The organism is Nonomuraea turcica (genome assembly GCF_030718205.1).
In the GTDB taxonomy this organism is placed as follows: Bacteria; Actinomycetota; Actinomycetes; order Streptosporangiales; family Streptosporangiaceae; genus Nonomuraea.
Map to the genome: position 1 here is coordinate 1 of NZ_JAUZQF010000037.1, position 27,000 is coordinate 27,000.

The 27,000-nt window shown below is 65.7% G+C and carries 35 protein-coding genes; all 35 read left to right on the plus strand.

Annotated features, from left to right (window positions below; genetic code table 11):
• A partial coding sequence (gene rpoB, locus Q9G87_RS53445) for a DNA-directed RNA polymerase subunit beta (RefSeq protein ID WP_305924400.1) occupies positions 1–2,714 on the plus strand: 2,714 nt, incomplete at its 5' end.
• 17 nt (positions 2,715–2,731) lie between these two features.
• The gene (locus tag Q9G87_RS53450) at positions 2,732–6,610 is read left to right on the plus strand and encodes a DNA-directed RNA polymerase subunit beta' (RefSeq protein WP_305924401.1); all 3,879 of its coding nucleotides are present in this window, start codon (positions 2,732–2,734) and stop codon (positions 6,608–6,610) included.
• Between the two features lie 760 nt (positions 6,611–7,370).
• A complete protein-coding gene (gene rpsL / locus Q9G87_RS53455; protein ID WP_020542315.1) occupies positions 7,371–7,745 on the plus strand; it encodes a 30S ribosomal protein S12 in 375 nt (124 codons plus the stop codon).
• A gap of 2 nt (positions 7,746–7,747) precedes the next feature.
• Positions 7,748–8,218 carry a 30S ribosomal protein S7 gene (gene rpsG, locus Q9G87_RS53460; protein ID WP_020542314.1) on the plus strand — a complete coding sequence of 157 codons (471 nt, stop codon included), beginning with the start codon at positions 7,748–7,750 and terminating at the stop codon, positions 8,216–8,218.
• Between the two features lie 88 nt (positions 8,219–8,306).
• Entirely contained in the window at positions 8,307–10,355 is a 2,049-nt protein-coding gene (gene fusA, locus Q9G87_RS53465; protein ID WP_371825977.1) for an elongation factor G, read from the plus strand.
• Between the two features lie 150 nt (positions 10,356–10,505).
• Positions 10,506–11,699 carry an elongation factor Tu gene (gene tuf, locus Q9G87_RS53470; RefSeq protein WP_305924403.1) on the plus strand — a complete coding sequence of 398 codons (1,194 nt, stop codon included), beginning with the start codon at positions 10,506–10,508 and terminating at the stop codon, positions 11,697–11,699.
• A gap of 253 nt (positions 11,700–11,952) precedes the next feature.
• Complete coding sequence (gene rpsJ / locus Q9G87_RS53475; protein WP_012887830.1) at positions 11,953–12,261, plus strand: 30S ribosomal protein S10; 309 nt, start codon at positions 11,953–11,955, stop codon at positions 12,259–12,261.
• A gap of 14 nt (positions 12,262–12,275) precedes the next feature.
• Positions 12,276–12,929, plus strand: coding sequence for a 50S ribosomal protein L3 (gene rplC / locus Q9G87_RS53480; protein ID WP_305924404.1), 654 nt, complete (start codon positions 12,276–12,278; stop codon positions 12,927–12,929).
• Entirely contained in the window at positions 12,926–13,576 is a 651-nt protein-coding gene (gene rplD, locus Q9G87_RS53485) for a 50S ribosomal protein L4 (RefSeq protein ID WP_305924405.1), read from the plus strand. The genes rplC and rplD overlap by 4 nt, the downstream gene beginning before the upstream one ends.
• Positions 13,576–13,878 carry a 50S ribosomal protein L23 gene (rplW, locus tag Q9G87_RS53490; RefSeq protein ID WP_305924406.1) on the plus strand — a complete coding sequence of 101 codons (303 nt, stop codon included), beginning with the start codon at positions 13,576–13,578 and terminating at the stop codon, positions 13,876–13,878. The genes rplD and rplW overlap by 1 nt, the downstream gene beginning before the upstream one ends.
• A gap of 103 nt (positions 13,879–13,981) precedes the next feature.
• Entirely contained in the window at positions 13,982–14,818 is an 837-nt protein-coding gene (rplB, locus tag Q9G87_RS53495) for a 50S ribosomal protein L2 (protein WP_127939590.1), read from the plus strand.
• Between the two features lie 11 nt (positions 14,819–14,829).
• Positions 14,830–15,108 carry a 30S ribosomal protein S19 gene (gene rpsS / locus Q9G87_RS53500; RefSeq protein WP_219539599.1) on the plus strand — a complete coding sequence of 93 codons (279 nt, stop codon included), beginning with the start codon at positions 14,830–14,832 and terminating at the stop codon, positions 15,106–15,108.
• A 24-nt stretch (positions 15,109–15,132) separates the two neighbouring features.
• Complete coding sequence (rplV, locus tag Q9G87_RS53505; RefSeq protein ID WP_305924407.1) at positions 15,133–15,486, plus strand: 50S ribosomal protein L22; 354 nt, start codon at positions 15,133–15,135, stop codon at positions 15,484–15,486.
• A complete protein-coding gene (gene rpsC / locus Q9G87_RS53510) occupies positions 15,486–16,319 on the plus strand; it encodes a 30S ribosomal protein S3 (RefSeq protein ID WP_305924408.1) in 834 nt (277 codons plus the stop codon). The genes rplV and rpsC overlap by 1 nt, the downstream gene beginning before the upstream one ends.
• A 2-nt stretch (positions 16,320–16,321) precedes the next feature.
• Entirely contained in the window at positions 16,322–16,741 is a 420-nt protein-coding gene (gene rplP / locus Q9G87_RS53515) for a 50S ribosomal protein L16 (RefSeq protein WP_305924409.1), read from the plus strand.
• Positions 16,741–16,977 (plus strand): 50S ribosomal protein L29, encoded by a 237-nt coding sequence (gene rpmC, locus Q9G87_RS53520; protein WP_080047279.1) that lies wholly within the window; start codon positions 16,741–16,743, stop codon positions 16,975–16,977. The genes rplP and rpmC overlap by 1 nt, the downstream gene beginning before the upstream one ends.
• Complete coding sequence (gene rpsQ, locus Q9G87_RS53525; RefSeq protein ID WP_305924410.1) at positions 16,970–17,260, plus strand: 30S ribosomal protein S17; 291 nt, start codon at positions 16,970–16,972, stop codon at positions 17,258–17,260. Before rpmC ends, rpsQ begins: the two co-directional genes overlap by 8 nt.
• A 190-nt stretch (positions 17,261–17,450) precedes the next feature.
• The gene (gene rplN, locus Q9G87_RS53530; RefSeq protein ID WP_026214151.1) at positions 17,451–17,822 is read left to right on the plus strand and encodes a 50S ribosomal protein L14; all 372 of its coding nucleotides are present in this window, start codon (positions 17,451–17,453) and stop codon (positions 17,820–17,822) included.
• Positions 17,823–17,833: 11 nt separating this feature from the next.
• Positions 17,834–18,130 carry a 50S ribosomal protein L24 gene (gene rplX, locus Q9G87_RS53535; protein WP_305924476.1) on the plus strand — a complete coding sequence of 99 codons (297 nt, stop codon included), beginning with the start codon at positions 17,834–17,836 and terminating at the stop codon, positions 18,128–18,130.
• On the plus strand, positions 18,130–18,705 hold the full coding sequence (gene rplE, locus Q9G87_RS53540; protein ID WP_138670601.1) for a 50S ribosomal protein L5: 576 nt from the start codon (positions 18,130–18,132) through the stop codon (positions 18,703–18,705). The genes rplX and rplE overlap by 1 nt, the downstream gene beginning before the upstream one ends.
• A gap of 4 nt (positions 18,706–18,709) precedes the next feature.
• Positions 18,710–18,895 carry a type Z 30S ribosomal protein S14 gene (locus tag Q9G87_RS53545; RefSeq protein ID WP_090769707.1) on the plus strand — a complete coding sequence of 62 codons (186 nt, stop codon included), beginning with the start codon at positions 18,710–18,712 and terminating at the stop codon, positions 18,893–18,895.
• Between the two features lie 145 nt (positions 18,896–19,040).
• Positions 19,041–19,439 carry a 30S ribosomal protein S8 gene (gene rpsH / locus Q9G87_RS53550; protein ID WP_020542297.1) on the plus strand — a complete coding sequence of 133 codons (399 nt, stop codon included), beginning with the start codon at positions 19,041–19,043 and terminating at the stop codon, positions 19,437–19,439.
• Positions 19,440–19,455: 16 nt separating this feature from the next.
• Entirely contained in the window at positions 19,456–19,998 is a 543-nt protein-coding gene (gene rplF, locus Q9G87_RS53555) for a 50S ribosomal protein L6 (RefSeq protein ID WP_305924411.1), read from the plus strand.
• A 2-nt stretch (positions 19,999–20,000) separates the two neighbouring features.
• On the plus strand, positions 20,001–20,384 hold the full coding sequence (rplR, locus tag Q9G87_RS53560) for a 50S ribosomal protein L18 (RefSeq protein ID WP_305924412.1): 384 nt from the start codon (positions 20,001–20,003) through the stop codon (positions 20,382–20,384).
• A gap of 25 nt (positions 20,385–20,409) precedes the next feature.
• On the plus strand, positions 20,410–21,039 hold the full coding sequence (gene rpsE, locus Q9G87_RS53565; RefSeq protein WP_049572667.1) for a 30S ribosomal protein S5: 630 nt from the start codon (positions 20,410–20,412) through the stop codon (positions 21,037–21,039).
• Positions 21,040–21,041: 2 nt separating this feature from the next.
• Entirely contained in the window at positions 21,042–21,224 is a 183-nt protein-coding gene (rpmD, locus tag Q9G87_RS53570) for a 50S ribosomal protein L30 (RefSeq protein ID WP_080043226.1), read from the plus strand.
• A 2-nt stretch (positions 21,225–21,226) separates the two neighbouring features.
• Positions 21,227–21,682 (plus strand): 50S ribosomal protein L15, encoded by a 456-nt coding sequence (gene rplO / locus Q9G87_RS53575; protein WP_305924413.1) that lies wholly within the window; start codon positions 21,227–21,229, stop codon positions 21,680–21,682.
• 172 nt (positions 21,683–21,854) lie between these two features.
• Positions 21,855–23,162, plus strand: a complete 1,308-nt coding sequence (gene secY, locus Q9G87_RS53580; RefSeq protein ID WP_305924414.1) for a preprotein translocase subunit SecY — start codon at positions 21,855–21,857, stop codon at positions 23,160–23,162.
• Positions 23,163–23,813 carry an adenylate kinase gene (locus tag Q9G87_RS53585; RefSeq protein WP_305924415.1) on the plus strand — a complete coding sequence of 217 codons (651 nt, stop codon included), beginning with the start codon at positions 23,163–23,165 and terminating at the stop codon, positions 23,811–23,813. It abuts the gene before it with no gap.
• Positions 23,814–23,922: 109 nt separating this feature from the next.
• Entirely contained in the window at positions 23,923–24,732 is an 810-nt protein-coding gene (gene map / locus Q9G87_RS53590; protein WP_305924416.1) for a type I methionyl aminopeptidase, read from the plus strand.
• A gap of 15 nt (positions 24,733–24,747) precedes the next feature.
• The gene (locus Q9G87_RS53595; RefSeq protein WP_305924417.1) at positions 24,748–25,176 is read left to right on the plus strand and encodes a DUF1707 SHOCT-like domain-containing protein; all 429 of its coding nucleotides are present in this window, start codon (positions 24,748–24,750) and stop codon (positions 25,174–25,176) included.
• A gap of 102 nt (positions 25,177–25,278) precedes the next feature.
• The gene (locus Q9G87_RS53600) at positions 25,279–25,692 is read left to right on the plus strand and encodes a hypothetical protein (RefSeq protein WP_305924418.1); all 414 of its coding nucleotides are present in this window, start codon (positions 25,279–25,281) and stop codon (positions 25,690–25,692) included.
• Between the two features lie 319 nt (positions 25,693–26,011).
• Positions 26,012–26,233, plus strand: coding sequence for a translation initiation factor IF-1 (gene infA / locus Q9G87_RS53605; protein WP_012887858.1), 222 nt, complete (start codon positions 26,012–26,014; stop codon positions 26,231–26,233).
• A 24-nt stretch (positions 26,234–26,257) separates the two neighbouring features.
• Positions 26,258–26,371: a 50S ribosomal protein L36 gene (gene rpmJ, locus Q9G87_RS53610; protein ID WP_003956441.1), complete on the plus strand. Its 114-nt coding sequence runs from the start codon at positions 26,258–26,260 to the stop codon at positions 26,369–26,371.
• Between the two features lie 209 nt (positions 26,372–26,580).
• A complete protein-coding gene (rpsM, locus tag Q9G87_RS53615; RefSeq protein WP_125644650.1) occupies positions 26,581–26,961 on the plus strand; it encodes a 30S ribosomal protein S13 in 381 nt (126 codons plus the stop codon).
• Positions 26,962–27,000 lie beyond the last annotated feature (39 nt).

Consider the following 27,000-nt stretch of genomic DNA (forward strand, 5'->3'; position numbering starts at 1 on the left):
GCCAGGATGACGCGCTGCTGGACATCTACCGCAAGCTGCGGCCGGGTGAGCCGCCGACCAAGGAGTCGGCGCAGACTCTGCTGGAGAATCTCTACTTCAATCCCAAGCGGTACGACCTGGCCAAGGTAGGCCGCTACAAGATCAACAAGAAGCTCGGGGTCGACTCGGAGATCACCCAGGGCACGCTGACCGAAGACGACATCGTCGCCACGATCGAATACATCGTGCGCCTGCACGCCGGCGAGGAGTCGATGCCGGGTGTCAACGGCGATGCCATCGTCGAGGTCGACGACATCGACCACTTCGGCAACCGTCGCCTGCGCAGCGTCGGCGAGCTGATCCAGAACCAGGTCCGCCTGGGTCTGGCCCGTATGGAGCGCGTCGTGCGTGAGCGCATGACGACGCAGGACGTCGAGGCGATCACGCCGCAGACTCTGATCAACATTCGCCCGGTCGTGGCGTCGATCAAGGAGTTCTTCGGCACCTCGCAGCTGTCGCAGTTCATGGACCAGACCAACCCGCTGGCCGGCCTGACGCACAAGCGGCGTCTGTCCGCGCTGGGTCCCGGTGGTCTGTCCCGTGAGCGGGCCGGCTTCGAGGTCCGTGACGTGCACCCGTCCCACTATGGCCGGATGTGCCCGATCGAGACCCCTGAAGGTCCCAACATCGGTCTGATCGGCTCGCTGGCCTCCTACGGGCGGATCAACGCCTTCGGCTTCGTCGAGACGCCTTACCGCAAGGTCGTCGACGGCAAGGTGACCGGCCAGATCGACTACCTCACTGCCGACGAGGAAGACCGCTACGTCAAGGCGCAGGCCAACACGGTGCTCAACGCCGACGGCACGTTCGCCGACGCCCGCGTCCTGGTCCGCACCAAGGGCGGTGAGACCGAGCTCGCCCGTGCCGAGGAGGTCGACTACATCGACGTGTCGCCGCGCCAGATGGTGTCGGTGGCCACCGCGATGATCCCGTTCCTCGAGCACGACGACGCCAACCGCGCGCTCATGGGCTCCAACATGCAGCGGCAGTCGGTGCCGCTGCTCAAGAGCGAGGCGCCGCTGGTCGGCACGGGCATGGAATACCGTGCCGCGACCGACGCCGGTGACGTCATCAGCGCCGAGAAGGCGGGCGTGGTGGAGGAGGTCTCGGCCGACTACATCACCGTGATGAACGACGACGGCACCCGCACCACCTACCGGGTGGCCAAGTTCAAGCGCTCCAACCAGGGCACGAGCTTCAACCAGAAGCCCATCGTCGCCGAGGGCGACCGGGTGGAGGTCAACCAGGTCATCGCCGACGGCCCGTGCACCGACAAGGGCGAGATGGCGCTGGGTAAGAACCTGCTGGTGGCGTTCATGCCGTGGGAGGGCCACAACTACGAAGACGCCATCATCTTGTCTCAGCGGCTGGTCCAGGACGACGTGTTGTCCTCGATTCACATCGAGGAGCACGAGGTCGATGCCCGGGACACCAAGCTGGGTCCGGAGGAGATCACCCGGGACATCCCGAACGTGTCGGAGGAGGTCCTGGCCGACCTCGACGAGCGCGGGATCATCCGGATCGGCGCCGAGGTCGTGCCGGGCGACATCCTGGTCGGCAAGGTCACCCCGAAGGGTGAGACCGAGCTGACCCCGGAGGAGCGGCTGCTGCGTGCGATCTTCGGTGAGAAGGCGCGTGAGGTCCGTGACACTTCGCTGAAGGTGCCGCACGGTGAGCAGGGCAAGGTCATCGGGGTGCGGGTGTTCTCCCGTGAGGAGGGCGACGAGCTGCCCCCGGGGGTGAACGAGCTGGTGCGCGTGTATGTGGCGCAGAAGCGTAAGATCACCGACGGTGACAAGCTGGCCGGCCGGCACGGCAACAAGGGCGTCATCTCCAAGATCCTGCCGGTCGAGGACATGCCGTTCCTGGAGGACGGCACCCCGGTCGACATCATCCTCAACCCGCTGGGCGTGCCCGGCCGGATGAACGTCGGTCAGGTGCTGGAGACCCACCTGGGGTGGATCGCCGCCCGCGGCTGGGACATCTCGGGCATCCAGGAGGCCTGGGCCGAGCGGCTGCGTGACAAGGGCTTCGAGAAGGTGGCCCCGCGCACTAACGTGGCGACCCCGGTCTTCGACGGCGCTCACGAGGCGGAGATCGTCGGCCTGCTCAGCAACACCGTGGCCAACCGCGACGGTGACCGCATGGTGCAGGAGACCGGTAAGGCCCAGCTGTTCGACGGCCGCTCCGGTGAGCCGTTCCCGTACCCGATCTCGGTCGGCTACATCTACATCCTCAAGCTGCTGCACCTGGTCGACGACAAGATTCACGCTCGGTCGACCGGCCCCTACTCCATGATCACCCAGCAGCCGCTCGGCGGTAAGGCCCAGTTCGGTGGCCAGCGCTTCGGTGAGATGGAGGTGTGGGCGCTGGAGGCGTACGGCGCCGCCTACGCCCTGCAGGAGCTCCTGACTATCAAGTCCGACGACGTGCTGGGCCGCGTGAAGGTCTACGAGGCCATCGTCAAGGGCGAGAACATCCCCGAGCCCGGTATTCCGGAGTCGTTCAAGGTGCTCATCAAGGAAATGCAGTCGCTGTGCCTGAATGTCGAGGTGCTCTCCAGCGACGGCATGTCCATCGAGATGCGCGACACCGACGAGGACGTCTTCCGCGCCGCGGAGGAGCTCGGTATCGATCTGTCCCGGCGTGAGCCGAGCAGCGTGGAAGAAGTCTGAGGGGGAGATCGCACAAAATGCTAGACGTCAACTTCTTCGACGAGCTCAGGATCGGTCTTGCGACCGCCGACGACATCCGTCAGTGGTCGCACGGCGAGGTCAAGAAGCCGGAGACGATCAACTACCGGACCCTCAAGCCGGAAAAGGACGGGCTCTTCTGCGAGAAGATCTTCGGTCCGACCCGGGACTGGGAGTGCTACTGCGGTAAGTACAAGCGCGTCCGGTTCAAGGGCATCATCTGTGAGCGCTGCGGCGTCGAGGTGACCCGGGCCAAGGTGCGTCGTGAGCGGATGGGCCACATCGAGCTGGCCGCGCCCGTCACGCACATCTGGTACTTCAAGGGCGTCCCGTCGCGCCTCGGCTACCTGCTCGACCTGGCCCCGAAGGACCTGGAGAAGGTCATCTACTTCGCGGCCTACATGATCACGCATGTCGACACCGAGATGCGTGAGCGTGACCTGCCCTCGCTGGAGGCGAAGATCTCCGTCGAGCGGCAGCACATCGAGCAGCGCCGCGACGCCGACGTCGAGGCCAGGCAGAAGAAGCTCGAGGCCGACCTGGGCGAGCTTGAGGCCGCCGGCGCCAAGGGCGACCAGCGCCGCAAGGTCCGCGAGGGCGCCGAGCGCGAGATGCGTCAGCTGCGCGACCGGGCCCAGCGCGAGCTGGACCGGCTCGACGAGGTCTGGAGCCGCTTCAAGAACCTCAAGGTCCAGGACCTCGAGGGCGACGAGCTGCTCTACCGCGAGATGCGCGACCGCTTCGGCCGCTACTTCAAGGGCGGCATGGGCGCGCAGGCGATCCAGGACCGCCTGATCAGCTTCGACCTCGATGTCGAGTCGGAGAACCTGCGCGAGACGATCCGCAGCGGCAAGGGCCAGAAGAAGGCCCGCGCGCTCAAGCGGCTCAAGGTCGTGTCGGCGTTCCTCAACACGACCAACTCGCCGCGCGGCATGGTGCTGGACTGCATTCCGGTCATTCCGCCGGACCTGCGCCCGATGGTGCAGCTCGACGGTGGCCGGTTCGCGACCTCCGACCTCAACGACCTCTACCGCCGGGTCATCAACCGGAACAACCGCCTCAAGAGGCTTCTCGACCTCGGCGCGCCCGAGATCATCGTGAACAACGAGAAGCGGATGCTCCAGGAGGCCGTGGACGCGCTGTTCGACAACGGCCGCCGCGGTCGCCCGGTCACCGGTCCCGGCAACCGTCCGCTGAAGTCCCTCAGCGACATGCTGAAGGGTAAGCAGGGTCGTTTCCGCCAGAACCTGCTGGGCAAGCGAGTCGACTACTCCGGCCGTTCGGTCATCGTCGTCGGCCCGCAGCTCAAGCTGCACCAGTGCGGTCTGCCCAAGCAGATGGCGCTGGAGCTGTTCAAGCCGTTCGTGATGAAGAGGCTCGTGGACCTCAACCACGCGCAGAACATCAAGTCGGCCAAGCGGATGGTCGAGCGCGCCCGCCCCGTGGTGTGGGACGTGCTCGAAGAGGTCATCACCGAGCACCCGGTGCTGCTCAACCGCGCACCGACGCTCCACCGCCTGGGCATCCAGGCGTTCGAGCCGCAGCTGGTCGAGGGCAAGGCCATCCAGATCCACCCGCTCGTCTGCACCGCGTTCAACGCGGACTTCGACGGCGACCAGATGGCCGTGCACCTGCCGCTGTCGGCTGAGGCCCAGGCCGAGGCACGCATCCTGATGCTCTCGACCAACAACATCCTCAAGCCGGCCGACGGCAAGCCCGTGACGATGCCCACCCAGGACATGGTCATCGGCCTCTACTGGCTGACCACCCAGAAGGACGGCGCGATCGGCGAGGGCCGCGTGTTCGGCTCGATCGCCGAGGCGCAAATGGCCTTCGACCGCGGCGAGCTGGAGATCCAGGCGAAGATCCAGATCCGGCTGAAGGACGATGTCCTGCCGCCGCGCGACTGGGTGGCACCCGAGGGCTGGGAGCAGGGCGACGCGATCAGGCTGGAGACGACCTTCGGCCGGTGCCTGTTCAACCAAACGCTGCCCGAGAGCTACCCGTTCGTCGACTTCCAGGTCGGCAAGAAGCAGCTGTCCACGATCGTGAACGAGCTGGCGGAGACCTACCCCAAGATCGAGGTCGCCAACTCGCTCGACGCGCTCAAGGACGCCGGCTTCCGCTGGGCGACCCGCTCCGGTGTCACGATCTCGATCGAGGACGTCGTCGCGCCGCCCAACAAGACCGACATCATGGAAAACTACGAGCGCCGGGCCGACAAGGTCCAGCGCGAGTACGAGCGCGGTCTGATCACCGACGAGGAGCGCCGTCAGGAGCTCATCGAGATCTGGACGCACGCGACGGCCGACGTCGAGACCGACATGGTCAACGCCTTCCCGGCGACCAACCCGGTCTGGATGATGGTCAACTCCGGCGCCCGTGGTAACAAGATGCAGGTCCGGCAGATCGCCGGCATCCGCGGCCTGGTGTCCAACACCAAGGGTGAGACGATCCCGCGGCCGATCAAGGCCTCGTTCCGCGAGGGCCTGTCGGTGCTGGAATACTTCATCTCCACCCACGGTCAGCGGAAGGGTCTGGCCGACACCGCGCTGCGTACCGCCGACTCGGGTTACCTGACCCGTCGTCTGGTGGACGTCGCACAGGACGTCATCGTGCGCGAGATCGACTGCGGCACCGACCGCGCGGTCCCGCTGCACGTGGCCGACAGGGACGCGTCGGGCAACCTGGTCAAGGCGGAGAACGCCGAGTCCAACGTGCACGGCCGCATCCTGGCCGAGGACGTCGAGGTCGACGGCAAGGTCATCGTCCCGGCGGGCGTCGACATCAACGACACCCACGTGACGAAGCTGGTCGAGGCCGGGGTCGAGACCGTGCGCACGCGTAGCGCGCTCGTCTGCGAGGCGAAGATCGGTGTCTGCGCGACCTGCTACGGCCGCTCGCTGGCCACCGGCAAGCTCGTGGACGTCGGCGAGGCGGTCGGCATCATCGCCGCCCAGTCGATCGGTGAGCCCGGCACGCAGCTGACGATGCGGACCTTCCACACCGGTGGTGTGGCCGGCGCCGACATCACCCACGGTCTGCCCCGTGTCACGGAGCTGTTCGAGGCGCGCATCCCCAAGGGTGTCGCCCCGATCTCCGAGGCCGAGGGCCGGGCTCGCATCGACGAGACCGACAAGACCAGGAAGATCGTCATCACTCCGGACGACGGCTCGGAAGAGATCGCCTACCCGGTGTCGATGCGGTCGCGCCTGCTGGTTCAGGACGGCCAGCGCGTCACGGTCGGCCAGCAGCTGGTCGCCGGTGCGGTCAACCCCAACGAGGTGCTGCGCATTCTCGGCCCGCGGGCCGTGCAGCTGCACCTGGTGGCGGAGGTCCAGCAGGTCTACCGGTCCCAGGGTGTGTCGATCCACGACAAGCACATCGAGATCATCGTTCGGCAGATGCTCAAGCGGGTCAACGTCCTGGAGTCCGGCGACACCGACCTGCTGCCCGGCGAACTCGTCGAGCGGCCGCGCTTCGAGCTGATGAACCGCGAGACGGTGGCGGAGGGCGGCTCTCCGGCCGCCGGTCGTCCGGTGCTCATGGGCATCACGAAGGCCTCGCTCGCGACCGAGTCGTGGCTGTCGGCGGCGTCCTTCCAGGAGACGACCAGGGTGCTGACGGACGCGGCGATCCACGCCAAGTCCGACTCGCTGCTGGGTCTGAAGGAGAACGTCATCATCGGTAAGCTCATCCCGGCCGGCACGGGCATGCCGCAGTACCGGAACATCCGGGTGGAGCCGACCGAAGAGGCCAAGGCGGCCATGTACACCGTCGGTGGCTACGACGGCACCGCGGCGGACTACACCTTCGGCACCGGCAGTGGCGAGGCGGTCCCGCTGGAGGAGTACGACTTCGGCCAGTACAACCGATGAATTCTTGATCGCCTGTAGGTGACGCGCCCGGGTCTCTTGTCCAAGAGGCCCGGGCGCGCTGCGTTCCCGGCCGGGGTCCATCTCGCACCAAGCGCGGGTGCGCTGCGCTCAAACCCGGGCCGTTCCCCGGCGGAGGTCCTTCTCGCACCAAGCCCGGGCGCGTCACGTTCAAACCCTTCTTTCGTTACGGCGGTGCCGTGGCGGCCCAGTCGCCGTACGGGGCTGAGGGCCCTCCAGGGAGACGGTTTCTGAGCCCTTCAGTGGTGCACCGCCGTTACGACGCACAGGGGGCCGAGTTCCAGGGCAGGGCGTGAGCCGCTCGTCTCTACGGTGCGCTGTGGGGCCGTGGTGGGGGTGGCGGTTGGTCGCGGTCGGGTGACGGTTGGGCGTACCGGGGACGGAAGGCGGCGGGAGCCTATATCATGAGCGTGGAGCTGTAGATGGGCTGGATGAGATAGGCCCCGGCGACCCGGAGTGGCATGGCTGATCAGCCTTGCCGCGCCGTTTTGACGTGTCGCATGGGCCTGGGTAGTCTTGGACATCGTGCCCGTCTCTATGCGGGCTCTCGACCGTGCGCTCATTACGAGTGCGGGACGGCTTCCTGGCTCGTAAACCTCGCGGGACGTGTGCGTGAATAGCGCGACACGCCCGAGCGCGGGGGCGCCGAGACAGAGAAAACCAGCAGGTCATGACACCGGCAGAACCTGCGAAATGCATCACAACTGACGTAACACCGGCCAAGGCACGAAACGGAGTGGCAGTGCCCACTATTCAGCAGTTGGTCCGCAAGGGCCGGCAGGACAAGGTCTCTAAGACCAAGACTCCTGCCCTCAAGGGGAGTCCGCAGCGGCGCGGCGTGTGCCAGCGCGTCTACACCACGACCCCGAAGAAGCCCAACTCGGCACTGCGTAAGGTGGCCCGCGTTCGGCTCACGAACGGCATTGAGGTCACGGCCTACATCCCCGGTGTGGGTCACAACCTGCAGGAGCACTCCATCGTGCTCGTGCGTGGCGGTCGTGTGAAGGACCTGCCTGGTGTTCGCTACAAGATCATCCGCGGTTCGCTGGACACCCAGGGTGTCCGCAACCGCAAGCAGGCCCGTAGCCGCTACGGCGCGAAGAAGGAGAAGAGCTAACAATGCCTCGTAAGGGTTCTCCTGGCCGTCGTCAGCTCATGGCTGACCCGGTTTACAGCTCGCCGCTGGTGACCGCTCTGATCAACAAGGTGCTCCTGGACGGCAAGCGCTCCATCGCGCAGTCGATCGTCTACGGCGCCCTCGAGGGCTGCAGGGAGAAGACGGGCAACGACCCGGTCGTCACCCTGAAGCGCGCGCTCGACAACGTCAAGCCGACTCTCGAGGTCCGCAGCCGCCGTGTCGGTGGCGCGACCTACCAGGTGCCGGTCGAGGTGCGCGCCGCGCGCAGCACCACCCTGGCCCTGCGCTGGCTGGTGCAATACTCCCGCGCCCGCCGCGAGAAGACCATGACCGAGCGCCTCATGAACGAGCTCCTCGACGCCAGCAACGGCCTCGGGGCGAGCGTCAAGAAGCGCGAGGACACCCACAAGATGGCCGAGTCCAACAAGGCCTTCGCCCACTACCGCTGGTAACAGCGGGTTCGACGAGACGACGAGGACGCGAGTTAAAGTGGCCGCTACGACCGCTCTTGACCTGGCCAAGGTCCGCAACATTGGGATCATGGCCCATATCGACGCGGGCAAGACCACCACGACCGAGCGCATCCTGTTCTACACCGGCATCAACTACAAGATCGGTGAAGTCCACGAGGGCGCTGCCACGATGGACTGGATGGAGCAGGAGCAGGAGCGCGGCATCACGATCACGTCTGCCGCGACCACCTGTGAGTGGATCGGTCACACCATCAACATCATCGACACTCCGGGTCACGTGGACTTCACCATCGAGGTGGAGCGTTCGCTCCGCGTCCTCGACGGTGCTGTCGCCGTGTTCGACGGCGTCGCGGGTGTCGAGCCGCAGTCGGAGACGGTGTGGCGCCAGGCTGACCGCTACGAAGTTCCCCGGATCTGCTTCGTCAACAAGATGGACCGGGTCGGCGCGGAGTTCCACCGCTGCGTCGAGATGATGGTCACCCGCCTGGGTGCGACCCCGGCTGTGATCCAGCTTCCGTGGGGCGTTGAGGCCGACTTCAAGGGCGTCATCGACCTCATCAAGATGAAGGGTCTCATCTGGAGCGCCGAGGCTGCCAAGGGCGAGATGTACGACACCGTCGACATCCCGGCCGACCACGCCGAGGCCGCTCGCGAGTGGCGGGACCGTCTCATCGAGACCGTCGCCGAGAACGACGACGAGCTGATGGAGCTCTTCCTCGAGGGCCAGGAGCCCACCGAGGAGCAGCTGGTCGCGGCCATTCGCCGCGCCACGCTGGCCAGCGCCATCAACCCGGTGCTGTGCGGCACTGCGTTCAAGAACAAGGGCGTGCAGCCCCTGCTCGACGCGATCGTCGCCTACCTCCCCGCCCCGACCGACCTCAAGGCGTTCAAGGGTCACGCGGTCGGCAAGGAGGACCAGGTGATCGAGCGTCACGCGGACCCGGCCGAGCCGTTCTCCGCTCTGGCGTTCAAGATCGCCAGCGACCCGCACCTGGGCAAGCTCACTTACATCCGCATCTACTCGGGCACGCTCGACACCGGTTCACAGGTTGTCAACTCTGTGAAGGGCAAGAAGGAGCGGATCGGCAAGATCTACCAGATGCACGCCAACAAGCGCGAAGAGCGCCCCTCGGCGATCGCTGGTCAGATCGTGGCGGTCATGGGTCTGAAGGACACCACCACCGGTGACACCCTCTCTGACCCGGCGAACCAGGTCGTCCTCGAGTCGATGACGTTCCCGGCTCCGGTGATCAACGTCGCCATCGAGCCCAAGACCAAGGGTGACCAGGAGAAGCTGTCGACCGCGATCCAGCGGCTGGCCGAGGAGGACCCGTCCTTCCAGGTCCGCCGTGACGAGGAGACCGGCCAGACGGTCATCTGGGGCATGGGCGAGCTTCACCTGGAGATCCTCGTCGACCGTATGCGTCGCGAGTTCAAGGTCGAGGCCAACGTCGGCCGTCCGCAGGTTGCCTACCGCGAGACGATCCGCCGCAAGGTGGAGAAGCTCGACTACACCCACAAGAAGCAGACCGGTGGTTCCGGTCAGTTCGCGCGGGTCATCATCAACCTCGAGCCGCTGGGCGAGGGCAACGACGGCTACGAGTTCGAGAACAAGGTCACGGGTGGCCGGGTCCCGAGGGAATACATCCCCTCGGTCGACGCGGGCGCTCAGGAGGCCGCCGAGTTCGGCGTGCTGGCCGGTTACCCGATGGTCGGCGTGAAGGTTACGCTGGTCGACGGTGCCGCGCACGACGTCGACTCCTCGGAAATGGCGTTCAAGATCGCTGGCTCGATGGCCTTCAAGGAGGCCGCGCGCAAGGCGGACGCCGTGCTCCTCGAGCCAATGATGGCCGTCGAGGTCACCACGCCCGAGGACTACATGGGTGACGTCATCGGTGACCTCAACGGTCGCCGCGGGCAGATCCAGTCCATGGACGAGCGGGCCGGCGCCCGTGTCGTCACGGCGCTCGTGCCGCTGTCTGAGATGTTCGGCTACGTGGGTGACCTGCGTAGCAAGACGCAGGGGCGCGCGAGCTACAGCATGCAGTTCGACTCCTACTCGGAGGTGCCTCCGGGCATCGCGAAGGAGATCGTCGCGAAGGCCCGGGGCGAGTAGTTCCTGGTCCGATCCTGCGAGGGATCGAGCCAGGACTTCTGTCCTGGTCCCTGGTGGGGTGGTGCGAGCCACCCCGCCGCCAAGGGGTTCGGGAGTTCCCGGGCCCGAGTGTGTAGACGAAAGTCAGTCAGATTCTCAAGGAGAGAACCAGTGGGCAAGGCCAAGTTCGAGCGGACCAAGCCGCACATGAACATCGGCACCATTGGACACATCGACCACGGCAAGACCACGCTGACCGCGGCGATCACCAAGGTGCTTCACGACCGTTTCCCCGAGCTGAACAAGGCGACCCCGTTCGACAAGATCGACAAGGCGCCGGAGGAGAAGGCTCGCGGCATCACGATCTCGATCGCGCACGTCGAGTACCAGACGGAGAAGCGTCACTACGCGCACGTTGACTGCCCTGGTCACGCGGACTACGTGAAGAACATGATCACCGGTGCCGCTCAGATGGACGGCGCCATCCTCGTGGTCGCCGCCACCGACGGCCCGATGCCGCAGACGAAGGAGCACGTCCTCCTGGCCCGCCAGGTCGGCGTCCCCTACATCGTCGTGGCCCTCAACAAGGCCGACATGGTGGACGACGAGGAGATCCTCGAGCTCGTCGAGCTGGAGGTCCGTGAGCTCCTGTCCGCTCAGGAGTTCCCCGGCGACGACCTGCCGGTCGTCCGCGTCTCCGCGCTCAAGGCTCTCGAGGGCGACGAGAAGTGGGCCGACAGCATCGTCGAGCTGATGAACGCCGTGGACGAGAACGTTCCCGAGCCGCCGCGTGAGACGGACAAGCCGTTCCTCATGCCGGTCGAGGACGTCTTCTCGATCACCGGTCGCGGCACGGTCGTCACTGGCCGTATCGAGCGCGGCATCGTCAAGGTCAACGAGCAGGTCGACATCATCGGCATCAAGCCGGAGAAGACGACGACCACCGTCACCAGCATCGAGATGTTCAACAAGATGCTCGACGAGGGTCACGCCGGTGACAACGCCGCCCTGCTGCTCCGCGGCATCAAGCGCGACGACGTCGAGCGCGGCCAGTGCATCATCAAGCCGGGCACGACGACCCCGCACACCGATTTCACCGGTCAGGTCTACATCCTGTCCAAGGACGAGGGCGGCCGCCACACGCCGTTCTTCAACAACTACCGCCCGCAGTTCTACTTCCGTACGACTGACGTGACCGGTGTCGTGCACCTCCCCGAGGGCACCGAGATGGTCATGCCGGGCGACAACACCGAAATGCGCGTTGAGCTGATCCAGCCCATCGCCATGGAGGAAGGCCTCAAGTTCGCGATCCGTGAGGGTGGCCGCACCGTCGGCGCCGGCCGGGTCGTGAAGATCATCAAGTAGCTAGACCGTCGGGGCGGCGGTCGGCCCCGAACATCCGGGTCCGACCGCCGCACCACGTAAGAGCCTCGCGTAAAGGGCCGTGATCCAGCAGTAGCTTCGGCCTCGTGACCGAAGTCACTGCCGGATCACGGAAGAAATGGCAGATCGACTGCGTCTGCCTCGTGGGGTCAAGCAGGCTTTGGCCTGCACCAGCACAGCGGCAACAGGCCGCACGATACTTTTTCAGACGACAGCGAAGGACACCGAGGCCACTATGGCGGGACAGAAGATCCGCATTCGGCTCAAGGCCTATGACCACGAGGTCATCGACAGCTCGGCCAAGAAGATCGTCGAGACGGTGACGCGGACTGGCGCGAAGGTCGCGGGCCCGGTGCCGCTGCCGACCGAGAAGAACGTGTACTGCGTCATCCGCTCGCCGCACAAGTACAAGGACAGCCGCGAGCACTTCGAGATGCGCACGCACAAGCGGCTGATTGACATCATCGACCCGACCCCCAAGACGGTTGACTCGCTCATGCGGCTCGACCTTCCCGCGGGTGTCGACATTTCGATCAAGCTCTGAGGGAACGCACTGACATGGCTAAGACGATGAAGGGCGTCCTGGGCAAGAAGCTCGGCATGACCCAGGTCTTCGACGCGGACAACCGGATGGTTCCGGTGACCGTGGTCGAGGCCGGTCCGTGCGTGGTGACCCGCGTCCGCACCGCAGAGAAGGACGGCTACTCCGCCATCCAGCTCGGCTTCGGGCAGGTCGACCCCCGGAAGGTCAACAAGCCGCTCGGCGACTACCTGCGTAAGCACGACATCACCCCGCGCCGTTACTTCGCGGAGATCCGCACCGACGACGCGAGCGACTACACCCTGGGCCAGGAGCTGCTGGCCGACACCTTCGAGGCCGGCCAGTTCGTCGACGTGACGGGCAAGAGCAAGGGCAAGGGCTTCGCCGGTGTCATGAAGCGGCACGGCTTCGGTGGTCTGGGCGCGTCGCACGGTACGCAGCGCAAGCACCGCTCGCCGGGTTCCATCGGTGGCTGCGCCACCCCGGGCCGCGTTTTCAAGGGTCTGCGCATGGCTGGCCGGATGGGTAACGTCCGCACCACTGTGCAGAGCCTCAAGGTTCACTCCGTGGACGCCGAGAATGGTCTCATCCTGATCAAGGGTGCGATCCCCGGCGCCAACGGCAGCCTGGTCCTCGTCCGTACCGCTGCCAAGAAGGGGGCATCCAAGTGAGCACCACTATCGACGTCCTCGACCCCAGCGGGGCGAAGACCGGCACGGTTGACCTGCCCGAAAACATCTTCGGCACCAAGGTCAACGTTCCGCTGATCCACCAGGTGGTCGTGGCCCAGCTCGCCGCTCGCCGGCAGGGCACGCACAAGGCCAAGACCCGTGGTGAGGTCTCCGGCGGCGGCAAGAAGCCGTACCGCCAGAAGGGCACCGGCCGCGCCCGTCAGGGCTCGACCCGTGCGCCGCAGTTCGCCGGCGGTGGCGTCGTTCACGGTCCCCTGCCGCGTGACTACTCGCAGCGCACGCCCAAGAAGATGAAGGCCGCCGCGCTGCGCGGCGCCCTGTCCGACCGCGCGAGCGGCGGCCGCGTCCACGTGGTCAGCTCGCTGGTCACGGGGGAGACCCCCAAGACCAAGGCCGCGCTCGAGGCGCTGCGCAAGGTCACGCAGGCGCGGCGCGTGCTCGTCGTGGTCGACGAGGCCGACGAGATGACGTGGCTGAGCCTGCGCAACGCCCCTGAGGTCCACCTGCTGGACGCGGGGCAGCTCAACACGTACGACGTGCTCGTGTCCGACGACGTGGTCTTCACCCAGGAGGCGTACGACCAGGTCGTGGCCAGACTGAGCAACGGCGGGAAGGAAGAGGCCTGATGGACAAGATCGCCGACCCGCGCGACGTCATCATCAAGCCGGTCGTCTCTGAGAAGAGCTACGGCCTGATCGATGAGCACAACAAGTACACGTTCCTGGTGAAGACGACCGCGAACAAGACCCAGGTCAAGATCGCTGTTGAGCAGATCTTCGGGGTCAAGGTCACCGACGTGAACACGATCAACCGGCAGGGCAAGCGCAAGCGCACCCGCACCGGCTACGGCAAGCGTCCCGACACCAAGCGCGCGATCGTGAGCCTGGTTGAGGGCGATCGGATCGACATCTTCGGTCAGATCGGCTAGCAGCCACAGATAGTGCGCGGGCCGAACAGGCCCGCGGGGCGAGACCGTCGCACTTCGGTGCGGCGGGCTCACCCATGTAACCGACGAAGGATGAACGAAAAAGATGGGCATCCGTAAGTACAAGCCGACCACTCCGGGTCGCCGCGGATCGAGTGTCTCGGACTTCTCCGAGATCACCCGCAGCGAGCCCGAGAAGTCGTTGCTTGCGCCCCTTCACGGCAAGGGCGGCCGCAACGTACACGGCCGGGTCACCGCACGCCACCAGGGCGGCGGTCACAAGCGCGCCTACCGGATCATTGACTTCCGTAGGCATGACAAGGACGGCATTCCGGCCAAGGTCGCTCACATCGAGTACGACCCCAACCGCACCGCCAATATCGCTCTGCTCCACTACGCCGACGGCGAGAAGCGCTACATCATCGCGCCGACCGGCCTCAAGCAGGGCGACCGTATCGAGAACGGCCCCGCGGCCGACATCAAGCCGGGCAACTGCCTGCCGCTGCGCAACATCCCGACCGGTACCTTCATCCACGCGGTGGAGCTCCGTCCGGGCGGCGGCGCCAAGCTCGGCCGTAGCGCGGGTGCCCAGATCCAGCTGCTCGCCAAGGAAGGCCAGTACGCCACCCTGCGTATGCCGTCCGGTGAGATGCGCATGGTCGACGTGCGCTGCCGGGCGACGGTGGGCCAGGTCGGCAACGCCGAGCAGGCCAACATCAACTGGGGTAAGGCCGGCCGTATGCGGTGGAAGGGCAAGCGCCCCACCGTCCGCGGTGTCGCGATGAACCCCGTCGACCACCCGCACGGTGGTGGTGAGGGCAAGACCTCCGGTGGTCGCCACCCGGTGAACCCGAAGGGTAAGCCCGAGGGCCGCACCCGCCAGGCCAACAAGTCCAGCGACCGGCTGATCATCCGTCGTCGGAGCAAGAGGAAGAAGCGGTAGGAGCAGCCGAAATGCCACGTAGCCTTAAGAAGGGTCCCTTCGTGGACGACCACCTCGCCAAGAAGGTGGACGCCCAGAACGAGAAGGGCACCAAAACCGTCATCAAGACGTGGTCGCGGCGCTCCATGATCGTTCCCGACATGCTCGGGCACACGATCGCCGTGCACGACGGCCGCAAGCACGTCCCGGTGTTCGTCACCGAGTCCATGATCGGCCACAAGCTCGGAGAGTTCGCCCCCACGCGGACGTTCCGCAGCCACGTCAAGGAAGACCGCCGCAGCCGGCGGTAAGCGTCCCGGAAGTAGGAGAAAGCGATGGAAGCCAGGGCTCAGGCGCGGTTCGTCCGTGTCACGCCCCAGAAGGCCCGCCGTGTGGTGGACCTCATTCGCGGGCTGCCCGCTTCGGAGGCGCAGGCCGTGCTGCAGTTCGCTCCCCAGTCGGCGAGCGAGCCGATCTTCAAGGTGCTCAGCAGCGCCATGGCGAACGCTGAGCACAACTTCGACCTCGACCCGCAGACGCTCGTCGTCAGCCGGGCCTGGGTCGACGAGGGCCCGACGCTGAAGCGGTTCCGTCCGCGTGCACAGGGTCGCGCCTATCGGATCAACAAGCGGACGAGCCACATCACTGTGATCGTGGAGTCCCGCGAGCCGAAGGGAAGGACCCGATAGTGGGCCAGAAGGTTAACCCGCACGGGTTCCGCCTCGGCATCACGACCGACTTCAAGAGCCGGTGGTACGCCGACAAGCTGTACAAGTCGTACGTCGCCGAGGACGTGGCGATCCGCCGCATGCTGCAGAAGGGCATGGAGCGGGCCGGCATCTCCAAGGTCGAGATCGAGCGCACCACGGACCGTGTGCAGGTGGACATCCACACCGCGCGGCCCGGCATCGTGATCGGCCGGCGCGGCGCCGAGGCGGACCGTATCCGTGGCGACCTGGAGAAGCTGACCAAGAAGCAGGTCCAGCTCAACATCCTCGAGGTCAAGAACCCGGAGATCGACGCGCAGCTCGTCGCGCAGGGCGTGGCCGAGCAGCTGTCCAGCCGTGTCTCGTTCCGCCGTGCCATGCGCAAGGCGATGCAGTCGGCCATGAAGTCCGGCGCCAAGGGCATCCGTGTCCAGTGCGCGGGTCGTCTGGGCGGCGCTGAGATGTCGAGGTCGGAGTTCTACCGCGAGGGTCGCGTGCCACTGCACACGCTCCGCGCGGACATCGACTACGGCTTCTACGAGGCCCGCACGACCTTCGGCCGCATCGGCGTGAAGGTCTGGATCTACAAGGGCGAGGCTCCGACCAGCCGCGCCGAGCGCGAGGCGGCTGCCGCCGGTGCTCGTGCCGGCCAGCGTCGCGAGCGCGACGACCGTCGTGGCGGCGGTGAGCGTCCCCGCCGTGGTGGTGGCGACCGCCCGCGTCGCGGTGGTGGCCGCGCCCCCCGTACTGAGGCCGCCTCCCAGGCTGCCCCCGAGACCGGCCCGGCCGCGCAGCCGGGTGCTGAAGGGAGCTGACCATGCTGATCCCGCGCAGGGTCAAGCACCGCAAGCAGCACCGGCCCGACCGCAGCGGAGCCGCCAAGGGCGGCACCAGGGTCACGTTCGGCGAGTTCGGCATTCAGGCGATTGAGCACTCTTACGTGACCAACCGTCAGATCGAGTCCGCTCGTATCGCGATGACCCGTCACATCCGCCGTGGTGGCAAGGTGTGGATCAACATCTACCCCGACCGCCCGCTCACCAAGAAGCCCGCCGAGACCCGCATGGGTTCCGGTAAGGGCTCGCCGGAGTGGTGGATCGCCAACGTCAAGCCCGGACGCGTGATGTTCGAGCTGTCCGGCGTGGCGGAGTCGGTGGCGCGTGAGGCGCTCACCAGGGCGATTCACAAACTGCCGATGAAGTGCAAGATCGTTAAGCGTGAAGTGGGTGAGGCGTGATGGCTAAGGGCCTGACCGCCGGCGAGCTGCGAGTGGAGGACCAGGACACCCTGGTCCAGAAGCTCAAGGAAGCCAAGGAGGAGCTGTTCAACCTCCGCTTCCAGGCGGCGACCGGTCAGTTGGAGAGCCACGGGCGGCTGCGTGCCGTCCGCCGCGAGATCGCCCGTATCTACACCGTGATGCGCGAGCGCGAGCTCGGCATCGTCACGGTCGAGAAGGAGACGAGCGATGGCTGAGACCGAGACCACTGAGAACACCACCGAGAACGCGCGGCACTTCCGCAAGGTCCGCGAGGGCCTGGTCGTCAGCGACAAGATGGACAAGACCGTCGTCGTCGCCGTCGAGGACCGCGTGAAGCACCGTCTGTACGGCAAGGTCATTCGCCGTACGACCAAGTACAAGGCACACGACGAGGCCAACGCCTGCGGCGTCGGCGACCGCGTGCTGCTCATGGAGACCCGCCCCCTCTCCGCCACCAAGCGGTGGAGGGTCGTGGAGATCCTCGAGAAGGCCAAGTAGGCCCTCTCGGATATACCGCGCCTCGTGGGGGCTCTCAGAGCCCCCATGACGGCGTCCAAGGACGCGGGACCACCTGGTCCCGCGTCGCCTGCGGTGCGGCCCTCAGCGAGGGCTGTGGCCGTGGGAACAAGACAACGACGGTTCCGCCAGGCTCAGAAATGAGAACCGGCGCGACTAACAGGAGTTCAAAGTGATCCAGCAGGAGTCGCGGCTCAAGGTCGCCGACAACACGGGCGCAAAGGAGATCCTTTGCATCCGTGTTCTCGGTGGCTCGGGCCGACGCTACGCCGGTATCGGCGACGTCATCGTCGCCACTGTCAAGGACGCGCTGCCCGGCAGCACTGGCGTCAAGAAGGGCGACGTGGTCAAGGCCGTCATCGTCCGCACGGTCAAGGAGCGCCGCCGGCCCGACGGCTCCTACATCCGCTTCGACGAGAACGCCGCCGTCATCATCAAGGACAGCGGTGACCCTCGCGGCACTCGTATCTTCGGCCCGGTCGGTCGCGAGCTGCGTGACAAGAAGTTCATGCGGATCATCTCGCTCGCCCCGGAGGTGCTGTGATGCCGAAGTCGTTGCATGTGAAGAAGGGTGACCTGGTTCAGGTCATCGCGGGCAAGGACAAGGGTGCCAAGGGCCGTGTGATCGCCGCTCTCCCGCGCGAGGACCGCGTGGTGGTCGAGGGCGTCAACATGATCAAGAAGCACGAGAAGGAGTCCAACCAGGGTCCGCGCGGCGCCAAGACGGGTGGCGTGCAGACCATGGAGGCCCCGATCCACGTCTCGAACGTGAAGAAGCTCAAGGACGACAAGCCCGCCGACAAGAAGGCCGACGAGAAGAAGGCCGACGAGAAGACGGGTGAGGACAGCTGATGACCGCCACGACCACTGAGACCGAGCGTCCGACGCCGCGACTCAAGACGAAGTACCGCGAGGAGATCGCGCAGCAGCTTCGCGAGCAGTTCGGCATCGAGAACGTCATGCAGATCCCGGCCCTGACCAAGATCAAGGTCAACATGGGCGTCGGCGAGGCGGCTCGCGACTCGAAGCTCATCGAGGGCGCCGTCCGTGACCTCACCGCGATCACCGGCCAGAAGCCGGCCGTGGTCCGGGCCCGCAAGTCCATCGCGCAGTTCAAGCTGCGTGAGGGCATGCCGATCGGCGCGCACGTCACGCTGCGCGGCGACCGCATGTGGGAGTTCCTGGACCGGCTGCTGGCGCTGGCGCTGCCCCGTATCCGGGACTTCCGCGGCCTGTCGCCCAAGCAGTTCGACGGCAACGGCAACTACACCTTCGGTCTGACCGAGCAGGTCATGTTCCACGAGGTCGACCAGGACAAGGTCGACCGGCCGCGGGGCATGGACATCACGATCGTGACCACCGCGAAGAACGACGACCAGGGCCGGGCGCTGCTGAAGCTCCTCGGCTTCCCCTTCAAGGAGGCCTGATCCAATGGCGAAGAAGTCGCTGATCGCCAAGGCGGGGCGCAAGCAGAAGTTCGAGGTCCGGGCCTACACCCGGTGCACGCGTTGTGGCCGGCCGCGCGCCGTCTACCGCAAGTTCGGGCTTTGCCGCGTGTGCTTCCGCGAGATGGCGCACCGGGGCGAACTGCCCGGCATCACCAAGTCCAGCTGGTAGATACCCTAGGGGGCGGCCCAGCGTCGCCCCCCGTATATATCAAGAAGATCAGGACGCGCTTTGCGTCCGTGACCGCGCCGAAGGTCCACCGGCAGAGCTCCGCTTGGCCGACTGGAAACCGCGGCGAGGAAGGCCACTGGCCATCATGACGATGACCGACCCGATCGCAGACATGCTGACTCGTCTGCGCAATGCGAACTCGGCGTACCACGACAGCGTGTCGATGCCGTATTCGAAGATCAAGGCGCACATCGCCGAGATCCTCCAGCAGGAGGGCTACATCCAGGCCTGGACCGTCGAAGACGCCAAGGTCGGGAAGAACCTCGTGGTGGAGCTCAAGTTCGGGCCCACCCGTGAGCGGTCGCTCGCGGGCCTGCGCCGGGTTTCCAAGCCCGGTCTGCGGGTTTATGCGAAGAAGGACAACCTGCCTCGAGTCCTGGGCGGACTGGGCGTCGCGATCATCTCGACGTCCCACGGCCTCATGACCGACAAGCAGGCCGGCAAGCGTGGTGTGGGCGGGGAAGTCCTCGCCTACGTCTGGTAGAGGGGAGGAACACAGCATGTCGAGAATCGGACGGCTGCCCATCCCTGTGCCCAGTGGCGTAGACATCACGATCGACGGCCAGGATGTCCAGGTCAAGGGCCCGAAGGGCACGCTCAGTCACACGGTCGCCGAGCCCATCAAGGTGGCTCGGGACGAGGACGGCTCCATCGCCGTCACCCGGCCCAACGACGAGAACAAGGTGCGTGCGCTGCACGGCCTGTCCAGGACGCTGATCGCCAACATGGTGCAGGGCGTCACCCAGGGCTACTCGAAGTCCCTGGAGATCGTCGGCGTCGGTTACCGCGTTCAGGCCAAGGGCCCGTCGCAGCTGGAGTTCTCGCTGGGCTTCAGTCACCCGGTCATCGTCGACGCCCCTGAGGGCGTCTCCTTCCGCGTCGAGAAGCCCACCGTGTTCCACGTGGACGGCATCGACAAGCAGAAGGTCGGCGAGGTCGCGGCCAACATCCGAAAGTTGCGCAAGCCTGACCCGTATAAGGGCAAGGGCGTGCGTTACCAGGGCGAACAGATCCGCCGCAAGGTCGGAAAGGCTGGTAAGTAGGCATGGCTCCGAAGACTGCGTTCAGCAAGCACACGGCTGCCCGCACCGTCTCGCGGGCCCGCCGTCACCGCCGCGTCCGCAAGAACGTCGTCGGCACGACCGCGCGTCCGCGCCTGGTCGTCAACCGTTCGACCCGTCACATGTTCGTCCAGATCGTGGACGACACCGTCGGCCACACGCTGGTGAGCGCGTCCACTATGGACCCCTCGCTGCGCGGGTTGGAGGCGGACAAGACGGAGAAGGCCAAGAAGGTCGGCGAGCTCCTCGCTCAGCGGGCCAAGGAAGCCGGGATCACGGCGGTCGTCTTCGACCGCGGTGGCAACCGCTACGCCGGTCGCATCGCGGCCCTGGCGGACAGCGCCCGCGAAGGCGGGCTCGAATTCTGATGGCAACTGAGATGAGGAACCACTGATGGCTGCAGCTCCGCGTCGCGGTGGCGGCACCGGTGGCGAGCGGCGGGACCGTCGTGACGATCGCCGCGGTGGCGCCGCCGACAAGGGCGTCTCGTACATCGAGCGCGTAGTGAAGATCAACCGAGTGGCCAAGGTCGTGAAGGGTGGTCGTCGCTTCAGCTTCACCGCCCTCGTCGTCGTCGGTGACGGCAACGGCCTGGTCGGCGTCGGCTATGGCAAGGCCAAGGAAGTCCCCGCGGCCATCGCCAAGGGCGTCGAGGAAGCGAAGAAGCACTTCTTCAAGGTGCCCCGCATCCAGGGCACCATCCCGCACACCGTGCAGGGCGAGGAGGCGGCCGGCGTCGTCTTCCTGCGTCCGGCCTCGGCCGGTACCGGCGTCATCGCCGGTGGCCCGGTGCGTGCGGTGCTGGAGTGCGCGGGCATCCACGACGTGTTGTCCAAGTCGCTCGGCTCGGACAACCCGATCAACATCGTGCACGCCACTGTGGCGGCTCTGAAGGGCCTTTCCCGGCCCGAGGAGATCGCCGCCCGCCGTGGCCTGCCGATCGAGGACGTGGCTCCGGCCCGGATGCTCAAGGCTCAGCGCGAGGGCATCGCGGAGGCCGCGGCCGCCAAGGCGGTGAGCTAGTCATGGCACGCCTGAAGATCACTCAGGTTCGCTCGAAGATCGGTGGCAAGCAGAACCAGCGTGACTCGCTGCGTTCGCTTGGCCTGAAGCGAATCGGCGATGTCGTCGTCAAGGAGGACCGGCCCGAGATTCGCGGGATGGTCTCCGTGGTGACGCACCTCGTCGAGGTGGAAGAGGTCGACTAGTCATGACTGACAAGGCTCCGCTCAAGATTCACGACTTGCGTCCTGCTCCCGGCGCCAACAAGGCCAAGATCCGCAAGGGTCGTGGCGAGGCGTCGAAGGGCAAGACGGCCGGTCGCGGCACCAAGGGCAGCCACGCCCGTACGACGGTTCCCCTCGGTTTCGAGGGTGGCCAGGTGCCGCTGCAGAGGCGTCTGCCGAAGCTCAAGGGCTTCTCCAACGCCATGTTCAAGACGACCTACCAGGTCGTCAACCTTGACAGGCTCGGCGAGCTGTTCCCCGAGGGTGGCGACGTCACCGTCGAGACGCTGGTCGCCAAGGGTGCTGTTCGCAAGAACCAGCTCGTCAAGGTCCTCGGCACCGGCGAGATCTCCGTCGCGGTGAACGTGCAGGCTCACGCCTTCTCGGCCGCCGCGAAGGAGAAGATCGCCGCCGCAGGTGGCTCCGTTACCGAGCTGTAGCAACGCTATGACGAGGCGTGGGGGTTCTGACAATGGGCCCCCACGCCCGTAGTGCGTTAGAGTTCGCAGACGGCAGGCTTCTGTCCGGCTCGTTTGACAATGAGACTCAGATGGCAGATCCCCGCACCATCGCCGCATACTCACATCGCCTTATAGGCGCGCAGGAGGGACCGTGCTGACCGCGTTTACCCGGGCGTTCCGGACGCCGGACCTGCGCAAGAAGTTGCTCTTCACCTTGGGCATCATCGCGCTTTTCCGTCTCGGCTCGGTTCTTCCGACTCCGGGAGTTCACGTACAGAATCTGGCGGCCTGTTTCAACCAGGCGCGCGCTGATCAAGACACCGGCAACATCTACGGGATGGTGCAGCTGTTCAGCGGCGGCGCCCTCCTGAAACTTTCAGTGTTCGCGCTCGGCATCATGCCGTACATCACCGCGAGCATCATTCTCCAGCTGCTCGTCGTCGTGATCCCGCGCCTCGAGGCACTGAAGAAGGAAGGCCAGTCCGGCCAGACCAAGATCACGCAGTATACGCGTTATCTGACCATCGGACTCGCGGTCCTGCAGTCCACGGCGTTCATCGCGCTGGCCCGCACCGGCCAGCTCTTCCCGAACTGCCAGCAGGACGTCCTGCTCAACCCCGACAACATCTTCGGCATCGTCACGATGGTGGTCATCATGACGGCCGGCACGTCCGTCATCATGTGGCTGGGCGAGCTGATCACCGACCGGGGCGTCGGCAACGGCATGTCCATTCTGATCTTCACCCAGATCGTCGCGGTCTTCCCGTCCGAGCTGGCCAACATCTTCCAGGCCAACAAGTTCACCTTCGCGGTGGTCATGGTGGTCGGCGTCTTCATGATCGCCGCGGTGGTCTTCGTCGAGCAGGGGCAGCGGCGCATCCCGGTTCAATACGCCAAGCGGATGGTCGGCCGCAGGATGTACGGGGGCACGTCCACCTACATCCCGCTCAAGGTCAACCAGGCCGGCATCATCCCGGTCATCTTCGCCTCTTCGCTGCTCTACCTGCCGCAACTCGTCACGTCGCTCTTCCAGACCAGCGACAACGTGGTGATCCGGTGGATCTCTCAGAACCTGGCCACGGGCGACACCCCGATCTACATGGCCACGTTCTTCCTGCTGATCATCTTCTTCACGTACTTCTACGTGTCCATTACGTTCAACCCCGCTGAAGTCGCCGACAACATGAAGAAGTACGGTGGTTTCATTCCGGGCATCCGCCCCGGCCGGCCGACGGCTGAATACCTGAACTTCGTGCTCACCCGTCTGACCACGCCGGGCGCGATCTATCTGGGTCTGATCTCCATGGTCCCGATCGTCGCGCTGGCGATCGCCGGTGCGAGCCAGAACTTCCCGTTCGGAGGGACGAGCATTCTGATCATGGTAGGCGTCGGTCTGGACACGGTTAAGCAGGTCGAGAGTCAGCTGCAGCAGCGTAATTACGAAGGCTTCCTGCGGTAGATGCGTCTCGTTCTGGTCGGGCCCCCCGGAGCGGGTAAGGGGACACAGGCCCAGTACATCGCCTCGAACCTGTCCATCCCGAAGATCTCGACAGGTGACATCTTCCGTGCCAACGTCTCGGGTGGCACGGATCTTGGCAGGCTGGCCAAGACATATATGGACCGTGGTGACCTGGTGCCCGATGAGGTCACCATCGCCATGGTCCGTGACCGCCTCTCGGAGCCGGACGCGCAGGACGGTTTCCTGCTCGACGGCTTCCCGCGCAACGTCGCGCAGGCCGAGATCCTGCGCGACATGCTCAAGGACTGGGGCCAGGCGCTGGACCTCGTCCTTGAGCTCGTCGTGGATGACGACGAGGTGGTCAGGCGGCTGGCCGGCCGGCGCACGTGCAGCCAGTGCGGCCGCATCTGGCACGTCGAGTTCGATGACAAGAAGGACGACAGGTGCGACGCGTGCGGGGGCGCGTTGTTCCAGCGGGACGACGACAAGGAGGAGACCGTCCGGCATCGCCTGGAGGTCTACCAGGAGCAGACGGCGCCGCTGGTCTCCTACTACGCCGACGAGGGCATCCTCGTGGGAGTCGACGCGACCGGACCGGTCGAAGAGGTCACCCAGCGAGCCATGGAGGCGATCCGCCCGTTCATGGGCTAGCTGCGGCGGCACCGATCTGCGGAGGTGGCACGGGTTTCCGTGCCACCTCGCGGCTATTGTGGGGGAATTGGGCCCCCAGGTGGCCCGTTGAGACCCAGGGGGGCAGAACATGTTCAAGAGGAACCGCCACGGAATCCAGATCAAGTCACCGCAGCAGCTCGAGAAGATGCGGGCGGCGGGGCTGGTGGTCGGGCGCACGCTCGACCTGCTGAAGCGCTCGGTCGAACCCGGCATGACGCCGCTGGACCTGGACTCCATCGCCGAGAAGGCGATCAGGGGCGAGGGCGCGATCCCGTCGTTCAAGGGTTACCAGGGCTTTCCGGCGACGATCTGCGCGTCGGTGAACGACGAGGTGGTGCACGGCATCCCGACGAACGCCCGCCACCTGCAGGAGGGCGACATCATCTCGATCGACTGCGGCGCCATCCTCGACGGCTGGCATGGCGACTCGGCGGTCACGGTCGCGGTCGGCGAAGTGGATCCCAAGCTCACGGAGCTGATGCGGGTCACGGAAGAGTCCATGTGGCGCGGCATCGCGGCGCTGCGGCCCGGCCGCCACCTGTCCGACATCGGCCACGAGATCGAGCGGTACGTCAGGTCGCAAGGCCGGTTCGGCATCCCTCAGGAGTACGGCGGCCACGGCATCGGCACCGAGATGCACATGGACCCCTGGATCGCCAACCACGGCCGGCCGGGGCGGGGCCCGGTGCTGGAGGAGGGCATGTGCCTGGCCATCGAGCCGATGGTCAACCTGGGCACGGAGCGCACGCGCGTGCTGGCCGACGACTGGACCGTGGTAACGATCGACGGCAAGGCCTCCGCACACTTCGAACACAGCGTTGCCGTGACACATAATGGTCCTTGGGTGCTAACCGCCCTGGACGGGGGCAAGGAGCGCCTCACTCAATTGCAGACCTAGCCGGGAGTGGGCGGGATGGCGAACAGCCCCGAAATGCGAGCATCCGACTCCGACCGCGACCGGGTGGCAGCCATCCTTCGCGAGCACACCGCGCAGGGTCGCATCACGATGGAGGAGTTCAACGAGCGGCTCGAAGACCTCTACAAGAGCAAGACCTACGGTGAGCTCGCCAAGCTGACGGCCGACCTGCCCGACGTGGACCTGCGCAACCGGCCCGCCAAGACGGCCAAGGCCATCGAGAGCAAAGACGGCATGCATTCGGGCATGAAGGCGGCGTGGGGCGCCTGGGCCATGGCCAGCGGGATCAACTGGGTCATCTGGCTGATCGTCAGCCTGTCGTCGGATGGCGGGGTCTATCCGTGGCCGTTGTGGGTGATGGGGCCGTGGGGCGTGATTTTGCTGGTGAGCACCATTTTCGGCAGCAATCAGCCGAAGAAAAAGTAGGACTTTGTGCATTAGTGCACTGTGTGGATTCGTGCGCAGAACGGATAAGCGCGACTTCCTAACGTGAGCGGTGTCGGGAACACGACTCACGGAGGAAATCACATGCGCAAGGTCCTCGCAGCTGCCGCCCTCGCCGGTTCGATCGCCGTCGCCGGCCTCGCCGTCGCCGCCCCCGCCGCCCAGGCGGCCACCGCGACCCAGACCGCCGCCTCGACGGCGACGTCGATGGGCAACTGGGGCAAGTACTACTCCAGCAACCACAAGGCCTACACCTACGGCAAGACCTGGAAGCAGAACGGCAAGGTCTACACGAAGTGGTACGGCAAGGAGTTCACCTCGAAGCACGGCTACGTGTGGTTCACGTACTACTCCGGCGGTAGCTGGCACAAGTTCTACCGCCAGTGGGACGGGTCGTACAGCGAGACCTGGTCCAAGCACGGGATCAAGAAGCTCTACACCTACACCTGCTGGGGCGGCAAGTTCTCCTACTGCGGCTCCCCGCACCGCATCTACTAGTCCGCCCATGGTCGCGAGGCACCGCACTGCCCTGTGAGCCCTATCCCCTGGAAGGCCCGCCGAGTTCTCTCCCTCGGCGGGCTTTCCGCTGTGCGCCTTGGGCCCGATGATCCTGGGGTACACTATTACGTGGTTGTGTCAGGACACCTGGCACGCGTTTCGCGTTTTGGAGTCAGGTGTCGTACACTCCTTAGTCGGCTCACTATGACTATCACGCGTCGGCGGTCTTTGCTGACCGTCGCTCTCTTCGAAGCGTGAAGGTCGCGGCTGCGTAGTGAACCGGAGCCTCAGACGACCGATCAGTGAAACGCGAGGAATTTTGGCCAAGAAAGACGGCGCCATCGAGATCGAGGGCACTGTGGTTGAGTCGCTCCCGAACGCCATGTTCCGGGTGCAGCTCGACAACGGCCATAAGGTCCTGGCCCACATCAGCGGACGGATGCGGATGCACTACATCCGGATCCTTCCTGACGACCGGGTAGTCGTTGAACTGAGCCCCTACGACCTGAGTCGTGGGCGGATCGTCTACCGATACAAGTAAGACGTCTGAGGAACACGAAGGACAATGAAGGTAAAGCCGAGCGTCAAGAAGATCTGCGACAAGTGCAAGGTGATCCGCCGGCACGGTCGCGTCATGGTGATCTGCGACAACCTGCGCCACAAGCAGCGCCAGGGCTAGTCGCCGCAAGGCTTCTCCGAGTCCGCCCCGCGAGGGAGCGGGCTCGACGCATGAGGAGCCTGCAACGAGAAATAGCGTTTCACACCTGAGCAGGCGGGGTTCCGAACCGCTCAGGAGACCCCCGGTCGGAGGCCGGGGCCCTCACCCCGGGCATGGGGAGGGGTAGTGAGGCGCAAGACCTCCGCCACAACGAAGGAGAATGCCCGACCATGGCTCGCCTGGTTGGCGTCGACCTCCCCCGCGAGAAGCGGCTGGAGATCGCTCTCACCTACATTTACGGAATCGGCCGCACCCGCGCCCAGGAGATCCTCCAGGCCACCGGTGTCAGCGGCGACCTCCGCGTGCACCAGCTCTCCGACACCGAGCTCGTCCCGATGCGTGACTACATCGAGGCGAACTTCAAGATCGAGGGTGACCTGCGCCGCGAGGTCCAGGCCGACATTCGTCGCAAGATCGAAATCGGTTGCTACCAGGGCATCCGGCACCGCAAGGGCCTGCCCGTGCACGGTCAGCGCACGCAGACCAACGCGCGCACCCGTAAGGGCAAGAAGAAGACCGTCGCCGGCAAGAAGAAGCCCGGTAAGAAGTAGTCCTCGCAGCCGCGGGATCGAAGACCTCAGGAGTAATGG